The sequence below is a fragment of the Cupriavidus sp. GW822-FHT06G04 genome, assembly GCF_058799075.1.
Genome location: NZ_JBXALD010000007.1, coordinates 100197 through 114397 on the forward strand (window position 1 = coordinate 100197; position 14201 = coordinate 114397).

14 protein-coding genes, 1 tRNA gene and 1 pseudogene are annotated in these 14201 nt (G+C 63.4%); 5 read left to right on the forward strand and 11 right to left on the reverse strand.

Annotated features, from left to right (window positions below):
* Positions 1 to 9 precede the first annotated feature (9 nt).
* The 10 genes and pseudogenes from AC1RKI_RS17030 to AC1RKI_RS17075 form a co-directional block, all read right to left on the reverse strand.
* Positions 10 to 939 (reverse strand): DUF3577 domain-containing protein, encoded by a 930-nt coding sequence (locus tag AC1RKI_RS17030; RefSeq protein WP_009876582.1) that lies wholly within the window; start codon positions 937 to 939, stop codon positions 10 to 12.
* A gap of 345 nt (positions 940 to 1284) precedes the next feature.
* Positions 1285 to 1563: a hypothetical protein gene (locus AC1RKI_RS17035; RefSeq protein WP_011871439.1), complete on the reverse strand. Its 279-nt coding sequence runs from the start codon at positions 1561 to 1563 to the stop codon at positions 1285 to 1287.
* A 96-nt stretch (positions 1564 to 1659) separates the two neighbouring features.
* Positions 1660 to 2397, reverse strand: coding sequence for a DUF5983 family protein (locus tag AC1RKI_RS17040; protein ID WP_009876580.1), 738 nt, complete (start codon positions 2395 to 2397; stop codon positions 1660 to 1662).
* A gap of 214 nt (positions 2398 to 2611) precedes the next feature.
* Positions 2612 to 3004, reverse strand: a complete 393-nt coding sequence (locus AC1RKI_RS17045) for a hypothetical protein (RefSeq protein ID WP_009876579.1) — start codon at positions 3002 to 3004, stop codon at positions 2612 to 2614.
* Between the two features lie 21 nt (positions 3005 to 3025).
* Complete coding sequence (locus tag AC1RKI_RS17050; protein ID WP_009876578.1) at positions 3026 to 3238, reverse strand: hypothetical protein; 213 nt, start codon at positions 3236 to 3238, stop codon at positions 3026 to 3028.
* A 922-nt stretch (positions 3239 to 4160) separates the two neighbouring features.
* A complete protein-coding gene (locus AC1RKI_RS17055) occupies positions 4161 to 6182 on the reverse strand; it encodes a DNA topoisomerase III (RefSeq protein ID WP_009876577.1) in 2022 nt (673 codons plus the stop codon).
* Between the two features lie 279 nt (positions 6183 to 6461).
* Positions 6462 to 6902 carry a single-stranded DNA-binding protein gene (locus AC1RKI_RS17060; protein ID WP_009876576.1) on the reverse strand — a complete coding sequence of 147 codons (441 nt, stop codon included), beginning with the start codon at positions 6900 to 6902 and terminating at the stop codon, positions 6462 to 6464.
* Positions 6903 to 6975: 73 nt separating this feature from the next.
* On the reverse strand, positions 6976 to 7503 hold the full coding sequence (locus AC1RKI_RS17065) for a DUF3158 family protein (RefSeq protein WP_011871437.1): 528 nt from the start codon (positions 7501 to 7503) through the stop codon (positions 6976 to 6978).
* Positions 7500 to 8279, reverse strand: a complete 780-nt coding sequence (locus AC1RKI_RS17070) for a PFL_4669 family integrating conjugative element protein (RefSeq protein ID WP_011871436.1) — start codon at positions 8277 to 8279, stop codon at positions 7500 to 7502. The genes AC1RKI_RS17065 and AC1RKI_RS17070 overlap by 4 nt, the downstream gene beginning before the upstream one ends.
* A gap of 331 nt (positions 8280 to 8610) precedes the next feature.
* Positions 8611 to 9432: pseudogene (locus AC1RKI_RS17075) on the reverse strand (STY4528 family pathogenicity island replication protein); the annotation flags it as partial.
* An 11-nt stretch (positions 9433 to 9443) separates the two neighbouring features.
* Between AC1RKI_RS17075 and AC1RKI_RS17080 the strand changes: the two are divergent.
* The 5 genes from AC1RKI_RS17080 to AC1RKI_RS17100 all read left to right on the forward strand — a co-directional run bounded on the left by AC1RKI_RS17080 (position 9444) and on the right by AC1RKI_RS17100 (position 13255).
* Complete coding sequence (locus tag AC1RKI_RS17080; protein WP_017516107.1) at positions 9444 to 10040, forward strand: MFS transporter; 597 nt, start codon at positions 9444 to 9446, stop codon at positions 10038 to 10040.
* Entirely contained in the window at positions 10037 to 10459 is a 423-nt protein-coding gene (arsC, locus tag AC1RKI_RS17085) for an arsenate reductase (glutaredoxin) (RefSeq protein ID WP_009876563.1), read from the forward strand. The genes AC1RKI_RS17080 and arsC overlap by 4 nt, the downstream gene beginning before the upstream one ends.
* Positions 10452 to 11174, forward strand: a complete 723-nt coding sequence (gene arsH / locus AC1RKI_RS17090; RefSeq protein WP_011871430.1) for an arsenical resistance protein ArsH — start codon at positions 10452 to 10454, stop codon at positions 11172 to 11174. The genes arsC and arsH overlap by 8 nt, the downstream gene beginning before the upstream one ends.
* A 373-nt stretch (positions 11175 to 11547) precedes the next feature.
* A tRNA-Cys gene (locus AC1RKI_RS17095) sits at positions 11548 to 11621 on the forward strand.
* 392 nt (positions 11622 to 12013) lie between these two features.
* Positions 12014 to 13255 carry a cation:proton antiporter domain-containing protein gene (locus tag AC1RKI_RS17100; RefSeq protein WP_084004064.1) on the forward strand — a complete coding sequence of 414 codons (1242 nt, stop codon included), beginning with the start codon at positions 12014 to 12016 and terminating at the stop codon, positions 13253 to 13255.
* A gap of 14 nt (positions 13256 to 13269) precedes the next feature.
* Here AC1RKI_RS17100 and AC1RKI_RS17105 read toward each other — a convergent pair whose 3' ends face one another.
* On the reverse strand, positions 13270 to 14190 hold the full coding sequence (locus AC1RKI_RS17105) for a LysR family transcriptional regulator (RefSeq protein ID WP_150982062.1): 921 nt from the start codon (positions 14188 to 14190) through the stop codon (positions 13270 to 13272).
* Positions 14191 to 14201: the final 11 nt, after the last annotated feature.

Genomic DNA, 14201 nt, shown 5'->3' on the forward strand with positions numbered 1-14201 from the left:
CATGCCGGATCAAAACGAAGCGACCAAGGCCGGCTCCTGCTCCTCGACTTCACCCTCGGGCTCGCGCTCGGCGGACTCGACGGGTAGGTCGGAAACGGCGTCGGCGGCAGTGTCGATGGCGTTGTCGGCTTCGGGCGCGGGTGCGTCCTCCACCGTTGGCGCCTCGGCTTGCGCCTGGCTCATCGGATAGACCTGGGTGCCATCGATCTTGATCAGACCGATGTGGATCAGCGTCGACTCCAGGCTTGCGGCCGGTGCCCCAGCGTGCTCGCCCTTGGTACGGATGTACGGATCGATCTTCATGTCGTTGAGACGGAAGGCGATCAGCACCTTGCGATCCCCTTCGATGGCCTGCACGCATCGGCGAACCAGATGCTCGGCCCCGAGGGTGGCGACGATCGTGTCGAAGTACCGATATTCCGGTTCATCGACAGGTCCGGCCAATGCGGCGATGGAGCATGACAGGAACGGATCGCCATCCTTGGGGGTGACGTCCTTCGGACGGTTGAGGTAGCCGATGCCACGGGTAATCAGCTCGTGCTGCTCGATTGAAGCCAGTTCGGCCCGCTCGATCGGCTCGGCCTTGAGCAGTCGCGCCTTGAGGGACGCGGCGGCCTTGCCCTGGTTTTCGCCCTTGTCGCGGATGTACGCATCGCCCCAAAGGTCGCCGAGGCGGAAGCGCACCAGCGGGCGCTGCTTGGAATCGTCAACGCCGATGTAGCGCTGAACGAGCTTCTTGGCCTCGGCACCCGAGACCTTGACATCGAAGTAGCGGTAGCTGGGGTCCCTGGCGGGGCCGACCAATGCGGCGATGGTGCATGCCAGGAAGGGCTGCGCACGGCGGCCGCCCCTGACGGGCACTTCACGGACACGCTGGATGTAGCCGATGCCCGATGTGTGGAGGTCGAAATACGATTTCTCGTTGGACGTGGTGTTCATGGTGAATCTCCATTGGGAAAAGCGGAGACACACCGAGCCCACGCATGCGGGGAAAGGTGCGTAACCCCGCGGTGGGTTGATAAGGCGAAAGCATCCACCACCAGAGACTGGTGGCCGCTCGCGTATGGATGCGGTGCGAGCTGGCTCGGTCACGCAGTGGAAACTGCGCCGCAACCTCGAAGACCGATGATTGCCTGGCATGTCGCTGACAACGTCAGCAGGCATGGGGTCAGCATGGGCGGCCCTTGCGCGCGCGGCAGCAATCAATTGGCATCCGGGTGTTTCCCTTTGTCCACGCAGCCCGGTTCAGCGCAAGAAAAAGCCCCTCGAAAGGGGCTGGAGATGTCAGGCTTCGTACACGAAATAGTGTTCGCGCTGACGTGGGAAGAACACGTGTTTCCACGTGTCGCCGGTTGTATTGCCACCGTCAAACACGACCATTTCGTAGTCGTCAATGTCGGTGTCCATCAGATCGGCGCTGTCGATATGGCGCATGTGCAGCGTGCCGCTCATGCGCTCGAACACCAGAATCTGGCCGATGGCGTCGTTCTGGCTCATGGCGTTAACGCAGGCTCCAAGCTGATTCTCGAAGTCAGGCGTAGGCGAGATGAGATCGGGGAACATGAGATTGCTCCTATGGAATTGAACCGGCCCAGCTCCTGGTGGGAGGCGGGCTGGCATGTGGGGGATAAAGGGGAAGGCTTGCGCGTCGCGCGTCTGCTAGATCTCGGCCAGTGGCAGGCCCAGTAGCGCGGGTGCGTCAGCGTCTAGGATGAGGATGCGCACATCGGCCTGGCCGGCCAATTCAAGAATGTTCGCCAGGTCGTCAGGCATGCCCTTGTCCCGGTGTTCCTGCCGAAGCTGCTCCGCACTGATGCCCTCGGCATACTCCAGGTTCTTGTCTGTCCAGGGCGTGGAAATCAGCTTGACGCCGATCGCTGGGCTGTATGGAACCCGGAAGGCGATGAACAGAAAGGCCTCCGGTGTCGCAAGGTCCGCTAGGCTGGCCAGGTACTGGCCGGTTTCCTGGCTGATGTGCGCGCTGCTGATTTCCCAGCATCGGCTGTAATAGCCGGTCTCGAAACCCAACCGCTGCACCACGTCTCGCGCGGCCTCGGCCGAATAGGTATCACCGACGTGGACCGGGCGACCGTCCAGGTCGTCGCCATGGATGGCATAAACCACCGCACCCACCACGCCTTCGCCGCTGACGCCTTCAATGGCATCGCATTCGGCCATCAGTTCGGCACTGACAGGCACAGTGCCATTCCTGACCACCGCGAAGTCGCTGGTGACGATGCAGGGGGAAGAAACCAGCTCCTCGTCGGAGAGGTGCTGTTGGCTCGCGTGGATGTTTCGCCACACATGCGGGCTTCCGTCTTCGTAGCTGATGCACAGCGTTCGGACGATTTTCAGATTCCAGTAGCCGCGTACAAAGGGGTTGGGATTCTGGGTCATAGGATTTCTCCAGATTGAATAATGGAGCCAATCCCCGCCACCGGGAACTGGACCCCGGTGGGTTGAAAGTCGAAAAAGCGTCAGGCGGCACTGATCGATGGCTTTGGGCCAATCCGCGCTGGCTGACGGAGGGAAAATTGAGGGACATGGCCTGGTGGGCGCATGTCCCTCATGGGGTGGCGAACGACAAGGTGGTGATATTCCGGAAGCCGGCTCACCAACCGCTGTAGTTCACCAGCAGGTCGGCGATGACCTTGCGGCGTTGCAGATCGAGACCGTCGAAGTCCGACAGTCCTTGGAAGTGGCAGCGTTTGAGCATGGCACCGCCCTCGCGCGCGTTGTAGAAGCTGAACATGGCGGACAGGAACATGCGTTCTCCGCTGCTCAGGACGCCGAGAGCGTCGTTGGCACGCAGCATGTCGGGACGCAGATCCCACTTGCTCTTGGCCTGGTTCAGGCCTTCGCGTGTGCCGTCGCCAAACCATTGCGGGCCAGCGATCTCGACACCGCGCTTCCAGGCCTCGAAGAAGGCTTGGGGCGCGGCGGCGAAATGCTGCTCTTCCCGCATGATCTGATCGACGACTTCCTGTGGCAAAAGCTGGTTCATGACGTGATTCCTCCAGTTGGATCAGGGCGTGGCGAGCTGGGACCAGCCGCCTCTTTCTAGGGCACGTTGAGCCGCGACATAGCTGCGGAAGTACTCGCTGGATTCCCGCGAAACGGGACCTTCGGTATCGCGCGTGCCGATGTAGTGGCCGGCGGCGCTATGCAGGACTTCGAGCGGCAGGAACTTGCCGCAATGGATCAAGGCCAACTGGCCGAAAGAGGCTTGCTGGGACATGGATGGGCTCCTTGGAGAAGCGAGGGCCTTGTCCCTCACGGGATGGCAGCTCCCGCATGCGGTTGAGAAAAAGCATCGGCGTCACGAGGACGCGCGTCCGCAGACTCGATGCGATGGCGGACTGGCGGGTGGCGCGGAGAGAATCCGCGGCAGCCTGGAAACCCTGGCTGCTGGCATGGTGCTGACGGATCAGCGACACATGCAGGCAGCTTCGTGCGCGAGTCGAGCCACGTCAGCCGGAAATCGGCACCTGCTACAGCCCCGATTGGCGAACGTGGAAAAAGAAAGCCCCGCAGCAAGTGCGGGGCTGTCAGGACGGGTAGGAGAAGCTGGATCGATGCCGCTGCACACACTGCCGTACAGCAGTTGCGCGCAATATTGAGGGTGCATGTCATCTCTCCTGTTCGTGTGGCCCAGGCCAATGGCCGGACCGGGACGTTGATGGGCAGGAAAAAGGCGCCGAAGGCCCTGCGGCCTTCGGCTCGGGAGGAAAGAGGAGCCACCCGTGGGCTGATTGGCAGGCCCGGTCGTCGCTAGAACCGTCTGCTCTCAGCAATCACACCCGGCCCATGTCGTGGCTGGGGCCGGCATCGTCTGGCGCACATCCGCGCACAAAGGGAGCCCGTTTTTGCACCGGCGGGCACCGGCACCGATTACCGCTGACCACGAAGGGTCTCCCGGTGGCTCGTGCACGCTGGCAAGCCACCGGGAGACCCTTCGCAGAGGGCGGAAGAAACGCAGATCAACAGAACGCGCGTGGTGCGGCTCGCAGAGAAGCTACCTTCAGGTCCCGCGGCCGGGGACGGCTGGGCGGGACGCGCACACAAATCAAGAAGGCGTTGCGCGCTGGGCGTCCCGCAGGGCATGCGGGACACGGGCCACGCCGCCGAAGGCGGGCACGGCTCACGGGGAACGGGATCGGTCAGGAGCCTTTGCGGCCGCTACGGCGCGGGCGCGAGGCGGCGCGCTTGGAGCTGCCGGATTCGACCGGCAGCGTGCCTTTGCAGTCCGGGTAGCGACTGCACGACCAAAACGGGCCGCTCTTGCTGCTGCGCTGGCGCGTGGGTGCGCCGCACTGCGGGCATGTCGGCCCTTGGGGAGCCTTGATAGACAGGGACGCGTTGCCGTACTGCGCGATCAACTGCGAAATCCATGCGGCCTGCTTGCCGATGAACACATCCAGCGTGAGCTGGCCGGCTTCGATCATGTCGAGCGCTTGTTCCCAGACGGCGGTGGTGCCGGGGTCGGCAATCGCCGCAGGCACGGCATCGATCAAGGTGAAAGCCGCATCCGAGGCGCGGATGGCGCGCCCTTTCTTTACGAGGTAGCCGCGGGCGATCAGGCCGCCGATGATGTTGGCCCGGGTCGCTTCGGTGCCGATGCCGACCGTATCCTTGAGCTTCTGCTTCAGGCGGGGATCGGACACCAGCTTGGCGACGCCTTTCATAGACTTGACCAACTCGCCTTGCGTGTACGGTTTGGGCGGCAGCGTCTTGAGTGCCTTCAGATCGATATCGGCCACCTGACATGCCAGACCTTCGTGCAGCGCCGGTAGCACCTGGGCGCGGGCCGCGGTGTCGCCGTCGCCATCGCCGTCCTCGGACTGCGGCTCGGCCAGCACCTGGCGCCAGCCCGGCGTGACAACCTGCTTGCCCGTGGCCGCAAGGTTCTGCCCACCGCACGAAAGCTTGGCCACAGTATGGTCGAACTCGTGGTGAGGGAGGAACTGCGCTAGGTAATGCGCCCGGATGAGCCTGTACACGGCCAGTTCCTTCTCGCTCATGGCGGAGAGGTTCGCCGGTTCGAGCGTCGGGATGATGCCGTGGTGGGCCGTGACCTTGCCATCGTTCCAGGCGCGCGAGCGCTGCAAACGGTCGAGCTGGCCTATGATCGAGCGCAGCGAGGGATCGGTCTTAAGCAGGCTGTCGAGAACGGTGGTCACTTCGGCAAACATGCTCTCGGGCAGGTAGCCGGAATCCGAGCGGGGGTATGTCGTGGCCTTGTGCGTCTCGTACAGGGCCTGGGCGATCTCCAAGGTTTCCTGCACGTCCAGCCCGAGCTGCTTTGAACACACCTCCTGCAAGGTGCCCAGGTCGAACGGCAGCGGCGGGCCTTCGCGCACGCGCTCGGTCTCAACCGACACTACGTGGGCGCTGCCCGCAGCGCGGATCTGCTGCATGGCCTGCTGTGCGACCGGCTGCTGCAGGCAGCGGCCTGCGTCGTCGGTGCAGGCATTGGGTGGAACCCAGTGCGCGGTGAAAGCCTGGACACCTGCGGACAGGGACACGACGATGGCCCAGTACGGCACGGACACGAAGGCTGCGATCTCGCGGTCGCGGTCCACGACGAGCTTGAGCGTCGGGGTCTGGACGCGGCCGACCGACAGCACGCCGTCGTAGCCGGCCTGCCGCCCCAGCACCGTGAACAACCTACTGAGGTTCATGCCCACCAGCCAATCCGCACGGGATCGCGCCAGCGCCGAGTGGTACATCGGCAGCGTCTCGGCTGAGGGCCGTAGCTTGCCGAGGGCGGCGCGGATGGACGCATCGTTGAGTGCCGACAACCACAGCCGCTCGATGGGGCCGCGGTAGCCGCACAGTTCGATGATCTCGCGGGCGATCAACTCGCCTTCGCGGTCGGCATCGGTGGCGATGACAAGCTGGGTCGCCTTCGCCAGAAGCGCCTTGACGACCTTGAATTGCGTGGCGGTCTTCGGTTTGACCTCGACCCGCCAATGCTGGGGAATGATGGGCAACTGCTCGATGGACCAGCGCTTCAACTGCTCGTCGTAGGCTTCGGGCGTAGCGGCTTCTACGAGATGGCCGATGCACCAGGTGACGGTGACGCCGGAACCGTTGAGACAGCCTTCACCGCGCTGTGTGGCGCCGAGAATCCGGCCAATGTCTTTGCCCTGGGAGGGCTTCTCGCACAAGAACAGCCGCATATCCGTTCATCCGATTCCCATGGTTCATGGAGTTGCTGGGATCGAGGATGCCGAGCACCACCGGGGGCAGCAGCAAACAAGCGGCACGCGGCGGCGACCGCTTTCACGGGATGGAAGGGCTTGTGCGGTAATGGCGAGTGGCCGGAGGTATGCGGTTCGGGAGCGGCGATTCGCGGGAACGCGTGGAAGTCGGTGGACGTTGATGGAGCTATCCCCTGGGGATAGCTCGCGGCGCATGGAGGGCGGCGAAGCGCTGCGGCAGCCGCCCTCCATGCCGGGTCACTTCCGGCGCTTCGTCTCTTTCGGCGCGGTCGATTCCTGGTCGGCCTGCGGCTTCGGTTCTGCCTCCTGTGGCTTCGGGCTGAGGACCACAGACTCGATGCGGTACGGCAAGATGCCTACGCTGCGCGCATTGACTTGCCAGGTCTCGCGTGGCTGATCTTCGTTGTCCGTCCAGGGCTCGCGCTCCATGCGGCCGATGACCAGCACCCGCATACCCTTCTGGTAGAGGCGCTGCCAGTGCTCGGCGTCGCGGTGCCAGATTTCCACCGGCGCCCAGAAGCCGCCACGGTCCTCAAAGGTGCCATCCTTCTTGGGAACGGGGTTGTCGAAATAGACGTTCAGGCGCAGCAGGCGGTTGGGCTCGTCGTTGCCATTGGGGAATTCGCGGTACTCCGGTGGCGAGCCGATATTGCCTTCGCCAGAAAAATGCGTGCTCATGATGTGATCTCCGTGGTGGTTGAAATACCCGTGCCTCATCGGCGCCGGGTGCGTGCTGGGATGTCTGGCGCAATCACCGATCGCGCATTGCGGTTGGGGTGGACTTGAGCCGGCGCAGGTATGCGTTGTCCGCTTCGGCCGCTTTGCTGGCGCATTCCTGCGCCTGCCTGCCCAAGGTGTGCAGCAGGCTGATCTGCATGTTCAACGTGATGCGCTGTAACTCGATCGCGTGCAGGTCGGCCAGCAGGTTGACCGGCGTGCTGGTGCTCGCCACCAGTTCCTGCCACAGCGCCACGCCCATGGCCGAGCGGTCGTGCTTGCGCCAGCGAAGGAACGTCGTTCCCGCGCCAGTTATCTGCTGGGCCAGCTCGACGGGAAGCAGGTGGAAGGGATGCCCGCACGCCTGTGGCAGCACCTGTCGCTGCGCCAGGGCAATCAACTCGTCGCGCATGGCGAAGCACTGGCTGGCCCAGGCCTCGAAGTCCCCTTTACCTTTAAAAGGCTTTAAAAGGCCTTTTAGAGAGGCCGCGTGTTCCAGCCGCATGAAGGCTGGCTGTTCCAGACCACGGAAGTAGCGAGGTTCGCGGTTCGGGTCGCTCATGCCTGTTCGTCCTCGCCGGTGCTGGCCTCGGCCGGATCGGCGGCAGTGCCTTCGTCGCTGGGAGGTGCGGCTGCGGCAGCGCTATCACTGCGCTGTTGCAGGCCGCGGCGCACGACGGGCGGCGCAAACTTCGAGCGGCGAGCGCCTTCGAGCACGTCCTGCGGCAAGTCGCCGAACTTCTCCAGCGCCGCCCGCGCTGCGGCGTTCTTGGCCGCGAAGTCGTCGCGGGTGCATCCCGAGTAGCGGTACTGCTGGGCCAGGCTGAACAGGCTGCGCAGCGTGTGAGCGCCTTCGTTGAGCCACCGCTCCAATGTCGAGCGATCGATCAGCGCGGTGTGATGGGCGAGGATCAGCTTGCGGGCGATGTCGTCATAGTCGGCCAGGAGATAGACCGCGGCAAAGCCGAGCTGCGCGTTCACGAACAAGGGGAGCTTCACCGGTTGCACGTTGAGGTTCTCGCCCAGGCTCAACGCCGCTGGCACGCCGGCCAATGCCTGGTCCACCTGCTCGCGCAGCGATTGCAACGTGGTCTTGGCCTGGTCGAGCTTTTCCTCGATGCGCAACATCCACCAGTCGCTGTACGGGTCATCCTGTTCCGAGCCGCGCTTCATCTTGTTCATCACGGCGATGTAGCCGTTCAGGCCGACGATGCCGGGTCGCCCCTCGGCGGCGGCGCGGCCATGCCAGATGCGCGATGCGTGGTGGGTGTGAAGCGTCAGCGACATCGCGCTGCGCAAAGAGCCGAGATTGAGTTGCAGAGGTTCGTTGGTTGCCATGGTGTCCGCTCGCTTGGGAAAAGGAGCGGTCAGGATCGGCATGCAGCGGAAGGCAGTCAGTCAACAAACCGAAATGAACTGGTCCCCGGTTGTCGTGGTGGTGGCGGCCCGCAATGCGAGCTATCCCCAGGGGATAGCTCCATCAAACGCCACAGAGCGCTGCTCGCGCAGATGGTGGGTGCGCTCAGGAACCGGACGCCACTGCAGCACCGTGGACAGAAGCACCCAGCCTGTGTCTTTCGGTGTTACGCCTTGCATCACATCTATCCCCAGGGGATAGCTCTACTGACGGCCACGGGCGTCTGCTTCACGCCCTTGTCGCTCGTCGCGCTCAGCTACTGCGCAGAAGGTCGCGCAGCCGGTCGATGTGCTGCCGGGCTACCTCGGGCGGAACTACATTGCGCGGTGGCTCAGGCGGTGCATCTCGTGCAGGGGCAGGTGGCGGTGCTGACCCAGCTTGCCTGGCCCATGCGTTGAACTCGCCACGGATGGCACGTTGGATGATGCCGAACAGGTAGCCTGCCGGGTTGCGGATGGTGCTGCCACGACAGCGATCCGCCCATTCGTCCAGCACGGCCTGGCGTAGCGGGGCATCGACCTGCTGCAATGCCACCATGGCGCCGGCCTGCTGTTCATCTTTCAAGCCGAGAAAGCGATCAGGCAGACGAACTCCCGGCATCGCGCGCGCCTGCCCACGCTCACGCGCGGTAGTACGTACTTCATTAATACGACTACTACGTACAGTACGGTCCTGTTTCGGATTCCGAAGAGCGCCGTCTGCTGCGTGTTTTGGCCCTGCTTCGGAATCCGAAGAGGGCCGATCAGAATTCCGAAGAAGGCTCGGCGCCCCTTCTTCGGAATCGTGAACCGTGTCCTCCTGTGGATAACTCTCCTGCGACCCAATGCCTTGGCTTGCGAGGCGTTCGGCAAGGACCTGCAGCCGCGAGGGCAGCATGCGGCCAGACAGCAGCGGGTCTTCGGCGATCTCATTGAGCGTGTGCAAGCCCACGACCTGAACGGCCCTGGCCGAATGGCCCAGGGCTTGGCTGACGAGCTGCAGGTAGTCCGGGTCGAGCTGCATCGCCTCGAACGGGGTCAGGGGCTCATCGTGCAGGACGTAGAGGTTGCCGAGGATGCGCCCGGTCCCGCAATCTCACCGCGGTCATGCGCGAACCGGTGTTCTATCTCGTCACGGCGGCTGTGACGCTGAATGCACTGGTGTTCGCGGCGATGTCGCTGCACATGATCCCAGTCTTGCAGGCACATGGCATCTCTGCCGCAAATGCGGCCTGGGTCGGTGCGCTGATCGGGCCAATGCAGGTACTCGGCCGTGTGGTGCAAGCCACGGTCGGCAAGCGGGCCAGCACGCGCCAGGTCGGCATGGCGGCCATCAGTCTGCTGCCGCTGTCATTGCTCCTGCTCTTTGCTTCCGAGCAGTGGCTGCCGGTGTATGTCGTGTTTGCCGCGCTCTACGGCATCGGCAATGGCGTCATGACGATCGTACGAGGCGCCTTGCCCGCCGAGCTGTACGGTCGGGCCGCTTATGGCGCCATCAGCGGCGCGATGGCGACACCCGTGCAGATCGCAGTGGCCGCCGGCCCCTTCGTGGCCTCGCTGCTGTATTCCGCCGGCAACGGCTATCCCGGCACGCTGCTGGCCCTGACCGGCATCAGCGCGGCGGGCGCGATCCTGTTCGGCTATGTGATCAGGCATCTGCGCCAGCAATCCATGCTTCTCTCGAACGAAGGCACCTCGACATGAGCCACATCACGATCTACCACAATCCCGATTGCGGCACGTCACGCAACGTCCTCAGCCTGATTCGCAACAGCGGCGAGGAACCGGCTGTCATCGAATATCTGAAGACACCGCCCGACCGCGACATGCTGAAGGCGCTGATCGCCGCGATGGGCATCCCGGTACGCGCGGTGCTGCGCGAGAAAGGCACGCCGTATGCGGAACTCGGCCTGGGAGATCAGAAGTGGAGCGACGAGCAATTGATCGACTTCATGCTCCAACATCCGATCCTCATCAACCGACCTATCGTGGTCACGCCGCTGGGCACGCGCCTGTGCCGCCCGTCGGAAACAGTGCTCGACATCCTGCCGCAACCGCAGCGCGGCGCGTTCAACAAGGAAGACGGCGAGCCGGTAGTGGATGTGGAGGGCCGTCGTGTCTGAATCCCGTCTCGACCTGCCGAACATCGACGCCGCATTGCTCCAGCCGCCGGACATGGAACGGCTACTGGCACCCGAACGTTCCACCCATGCGCCACGCTTCCTGCTGCTCTACGGCTCGCTGCGCGAACGCTCGTTTAGCCGACTGGCCGCCGAAGAGGCAGCCCGCGTGCTGCGGGCGTTGGGCGGCGAGACGCGGCTGTTCAACCCGTCGGGCCTGCCGCTGGTGGATGACGCGACCGAGGATCATCCCAAGGTCAGGGAACTGCGCGAACTCGCGCAGTGGGCCGAGGGTATGGTGTGGAGTTCGCCGGAGCGCCATGGCGCGATGTCCGGCCTGATGAAAACGCAGATCGACTGGATTCCGCTGTCAGTCGGCGCGGTGCGTCCGACTCAGGGCAAGACGCTGGCAGTGATGCAGGTGTCGGGCGGCTCGCAATCTTTCAATGCTGTCAATCAGATGCGCGTGCTGGGCCGCTGGATGCGGATGCTGACCGTCCCCAACCAGTCCTCGGTCGCCAAGGCGTATCAAGAATTCGATGAAGCGGGACGCATGAAACCGTCGGCCTACTACGACCGCATTGTGGACGTGATGGAGGAACTGATGAAGTTCACGCTGCTCACGCGCGATGCGTCGCCGTATCTGGTGGACAGGTATAGCGAGCGCAAGGAAAGCGCCGAGGCGTTGACCAAGCGCATGCAGCAGGCGGTAATCTGATAACCCCTGATTCCATTCGCCTATCGCCGCACGACGGCCTTGGCCACTGGAGGCCCCATTGCATCGCGACAGCATCGTAGGGCGGTGCGACTGCGAAAAGAGCAGTCCTTGGACTTCAATGGAAGTCGTTGGATGAACTTTGTTGCCGAGGGCGAAAAACAAGGCTATAATTCAGGCCTTCGCTGCTCACCACAGCGGAGAAAGTGATTGGGAAACAGAGACTTATCGCTCTAGTGCATGACTCGTCTCCCGCTCCAATCCCAAAGGGAAGCGACGCTTCCCTTTTTCATTCTCGGGATTGTGTTTGCATTGCACGCAGGTATCGACATCGCGATACCTGACGAATGCGGATACAATCCGGGATCAGTCACCTGGCGGGGTGGCAGAGTGGTTATGCAGCGGCCTGCAAAGCCGTGTACGCCGGTTCGATTCCGACCTCCGCCTCCAGCATCAAGCAAACGGCGCCCTTGTGGCGCCGTTTTGCTTTTTTGCGTACGATTCGGCAGAACCGCGGCAAACTTCGCGACAAAGATCGCCGGGCATTTTGCGAATGTTCTCAACGCGACCGACGTGGTGCGCGTGTTACATTACGCCATGCCGTACGCATCTGGAGCGCGCCTGGCGTGTGCAAGCCGTCACGCGTAGTTGTGTTCCGATGCACTTCCCTTGCCGTGGATGACAGCGATTCTCCTCGCGTCCGCGGTCCACGGTCGCTCTTCCCGTATCACCCAATTCTCCGCCGTATCCCTCCGCGTCCCTGTGCGGCTTCGCGCGGATGCGCGTGGGTTCTGCGGGGGCCGCCAACTGAATCGAGACAATCGGAAAGGATCCCCAGACGCATGCATCACGCCACCCCGCTCATCAGCACAATCGTCGGCGGTATCGTGCTGGCGTTCATCCTGGGAGCGATCGCCAACAAATTCAAGCTGCCGCCGCTGATTGGCTACCTTTGCGCCGGCATCGTGGTTGGGCCGCACACGCCCGGCTATACGGCCGACCAGGCGCTGGCGCCCGAACTGGCGGAACTTGGCGTCATATTGCTGATGTTTGGCGTGGGTCTACATTTTTCGATCAAGGACCTGATGGCGGTGAAGAAGATCGCCATTCCAGGCGCGATCGTCCAGATCGCCATCGCCACGGCGCTTGGCATGCTGGTGGCGTGGGGTTTCGACTGGTCGTGGGGGCAGGGGCTTGTGTATGGCCTCGCGCTTTCGGTGGCCAGCACCGTGGTGCTGCTGCGCGCGTTGCAGGAGCGCGATCTTATCGAATCGCCGCAGGGTCGCATCGCGGTGGGATGGCTGATCGTGGAAGATCTTGCGATGGTGCTGACCCTTGTGCTGCTGCCGGCCATGGCCGGCCTGCTCGGCGGCGGCGAAGGGCACGGCGCGCAGGCAGCATCGCCCTCGACCATGGACGTGCTGGTCGAAATCCTGTCGACGTTGGGCAAGGTTGCCGCTTTCGTCGTCGTGATGCTGGTGATCGGTCGCCGTTTTATCCCGTGGATGCTGGAGCGCATCGTATGGACCGGCAGCCGGGAGCTGTTTCGGCTCGGCGTTCTTGCCACCGCGCTGGGCGTGGCGTTTGGCGCCTATTCGCTGTTTGGCGTGTCGTTTGCGCTCGGGGCGTTCTTTGCGGGCATGGTGCTGGCGGAATCCGAGTTCAGCCATCGCGCCGCGGAAGAATCGCTGCCGTTGCGCGATGCGTTTGCCGTATTGTTCTTTGTGTCGGTCGGCATGTTGTTCGACCCGATGGTGCTGATCAACGACCCTTGGGGCGTGCTGGCTACGCTGCTGATCATCTTGGTTGGCAAGTCGGTTGCAGCGCTCGGTATCGTGCGCGCGTTCGGCCATAGCAATCGTACCGGTATGACCATCGCGGTCAGCCTGGCACAGATCGGCGAATTCTCGTTCATCCTGGCCAGCCTCGGCGTCTACCTGAACATCCTTCCGGAACGCGGGCAGGCGCTGATTCTGGCCGGCGCGCTGCTGTCGATCCTGCTCAACCCGGTATTGTTCCATCTGCTCGATCGCCATATGGCGCGTGGAGATGGCGATAAGCAAGGCGACCCGCAGCCGGCTTGAGCGGGAGGCGGCTCTTAAGTTTGTGCAACGGGTGCCGCCTGGCGCAGGTATTCGGTGAAGGCAAGCAGGCCCTGGGTCGGAAACTTGTCCTGATGGACGACGATCTGCAATGGACGGATCACGCGGGGGAGCCCGCGACGTATCGCGACAAGCCTGCCACGTTCGATTTCATCGCCCACCACATGCAATGACAGGCAACTGACGCCATAGCCGCTCATCACCGCGCGTTTGATGGCCTCGGCATTCCCCAATTCCAGCGCAAAGCGGAGTGCGCCGAGCGCAGGCACCAGTCGCGCTTCGATGATCTCCCGCGTGCCCGAGCCTGGTTCGCGCACAATCCAGTCCGCCTCCCTGAGCATCGCATGAAGCGACTCGGCACTCTTCGGCGCAGCGGTGGCCAGCGTGTGCGACGGCCCGACCACCACCACCATTTCATCGTCGCACCAGTGAACGCTGCGGAGGTCGCGCTCGTGGCTGGTGCCTTCGATCAGGCCGATATCTGCTTCGAAATTCATCAGCGTTTGCAGCACATCGCGCGTGTTTCCGATACGGAGGTCCAGCGCACAGGGGCCGGTTTGCGCGTGGCGGAAGCCCGCCAGCAGCGATGGAAGAATGTAGCTGCCGATAGTGTTGCTTGCCGCGATGCGCAACTGGACGCCGCCCTCCGACGCAAATCGTTCCAGTTCGTGCGCCTGATCGAGCAGCGATAGCGCACGGGGGAAGAACTGCCGACCGGCCTCGTTGATGGCCAGCCGCCTTGCCACGCGGTCGAATAGTGCGCCGTTGAGAGCGCGCTCAAGTTCTGCCAACGATGCGCTGACCGCCGATTGCGACATCGCGAGCGCATTGCCCGCCGCGATTGTGCTGCCATGCTGCGCCACAGCGACAAACACCTGGAGCTGGCGCAGGGTCAGGCGGAGCGGGCGTTGGTCCATGTCATATCGAT

What these genes read in the sequence shown, in the direction of transcription:
- AC1RKI_RS17030 (WP_009876582.1), bottom strand. Translation starts at nt 939, where the DNA reads ATGAACACCACGTCCAACGAGAAATCGTATTTCGACCTCCACACATCG.
- AC1RKI_RS17035 (WP_011871439.1), bottom strand. Translation starts at nt 1,563, where the DNA reads ATGTTCCCCGATCTCATCTCGCCTACGCCTGACTTCGAGAATCAGCTT.
- AC1RKI_RS17040 (WP_009876580.1), bottom strand. Translation starts at nt 2,397, where the DNA reads ATGACCCAGAATCCCAACCCCTTTGTACGCGGCTACTGGAATCTGAAA.
- AC1RKI_RS17045 (WP_009876579.1), bottom strand. Translation starts at nt 3,004, where the DNA reads ATGAACCAGCTTTTGCCACAGGAAGTCGTCGATCAGATCATGCGGGAA.
- AC1RKI_RS17050 (WP_009876578.1), bottom strand. Translation starts at nt 3,238, where the DNA reads ATGTCCCAGCAAGCCTCTTTCGGCCAGTTGGCCTTGATCCATTGCGGC.
- AC1RKI_RS17055 (WP_009876577.1), bottom strand. Translation starts at nt 6,182, where the DNA reads ATGCGGCTGTTCTTGTGCGAGAAGCCCTCCCAGGGCAAAGACATTGGC.
- AC1RKI_RS17060 (WP_009876576.1), bottom strand. Translation starts at nt 6,902, where the DNA reads ATGAGCACGCATTTTTCTGGCGAAGGCAATATCGGCTCGCCACCGGAG.
- AC1RKI_RS17065 (WP_011871437.1), bottom strand. Translation starts at nt 7,503, where the DNA reads ATGAGCGACCCGAACCGCGAACCTCGCTACTTCCGTGGTCTGGAACAG.
- AC1RKI_RS17070 (WP_011871436.1), bottom strand. Translation starts at nt 8,279, where the DNA reads ATGGCAACCAACGAACCTCTGCAACTCAATCTCGGCTCTTTGCGCAGC.
- AC1RKI_RS17080 (WP_017516107.1), top strand. Translation starts at nt 9,444, where the DNA reads ATGCGCGAACCGGTGTTCTATCTCGTCACGGCGGCTGTGACGCTGAAT.
- arsC (WP_009876563.1), top strand. Translation starts at nt 10,037, where the DNA reads ATGAGCCACATCACGATCTACCACAATCCCGATTGCGGCACGTCACGC.
- AC1RKI_RS17100 (WP_084004064.1), top strand. Translation starts at nt 12,014, where the DNA reads ATGCATCACGCCACCCCGCTCATCAGCACAATCGTCGGCGGTATCGTG.
- AC1RKI_RS17105 (WP_150982062.1), bottom strand. Translation starts at nt 14,190, where the DNA reads ATGGACCAACGCCCGCTCCGCCTGACCCTGCGCCAGCTCCAGGTGTTT.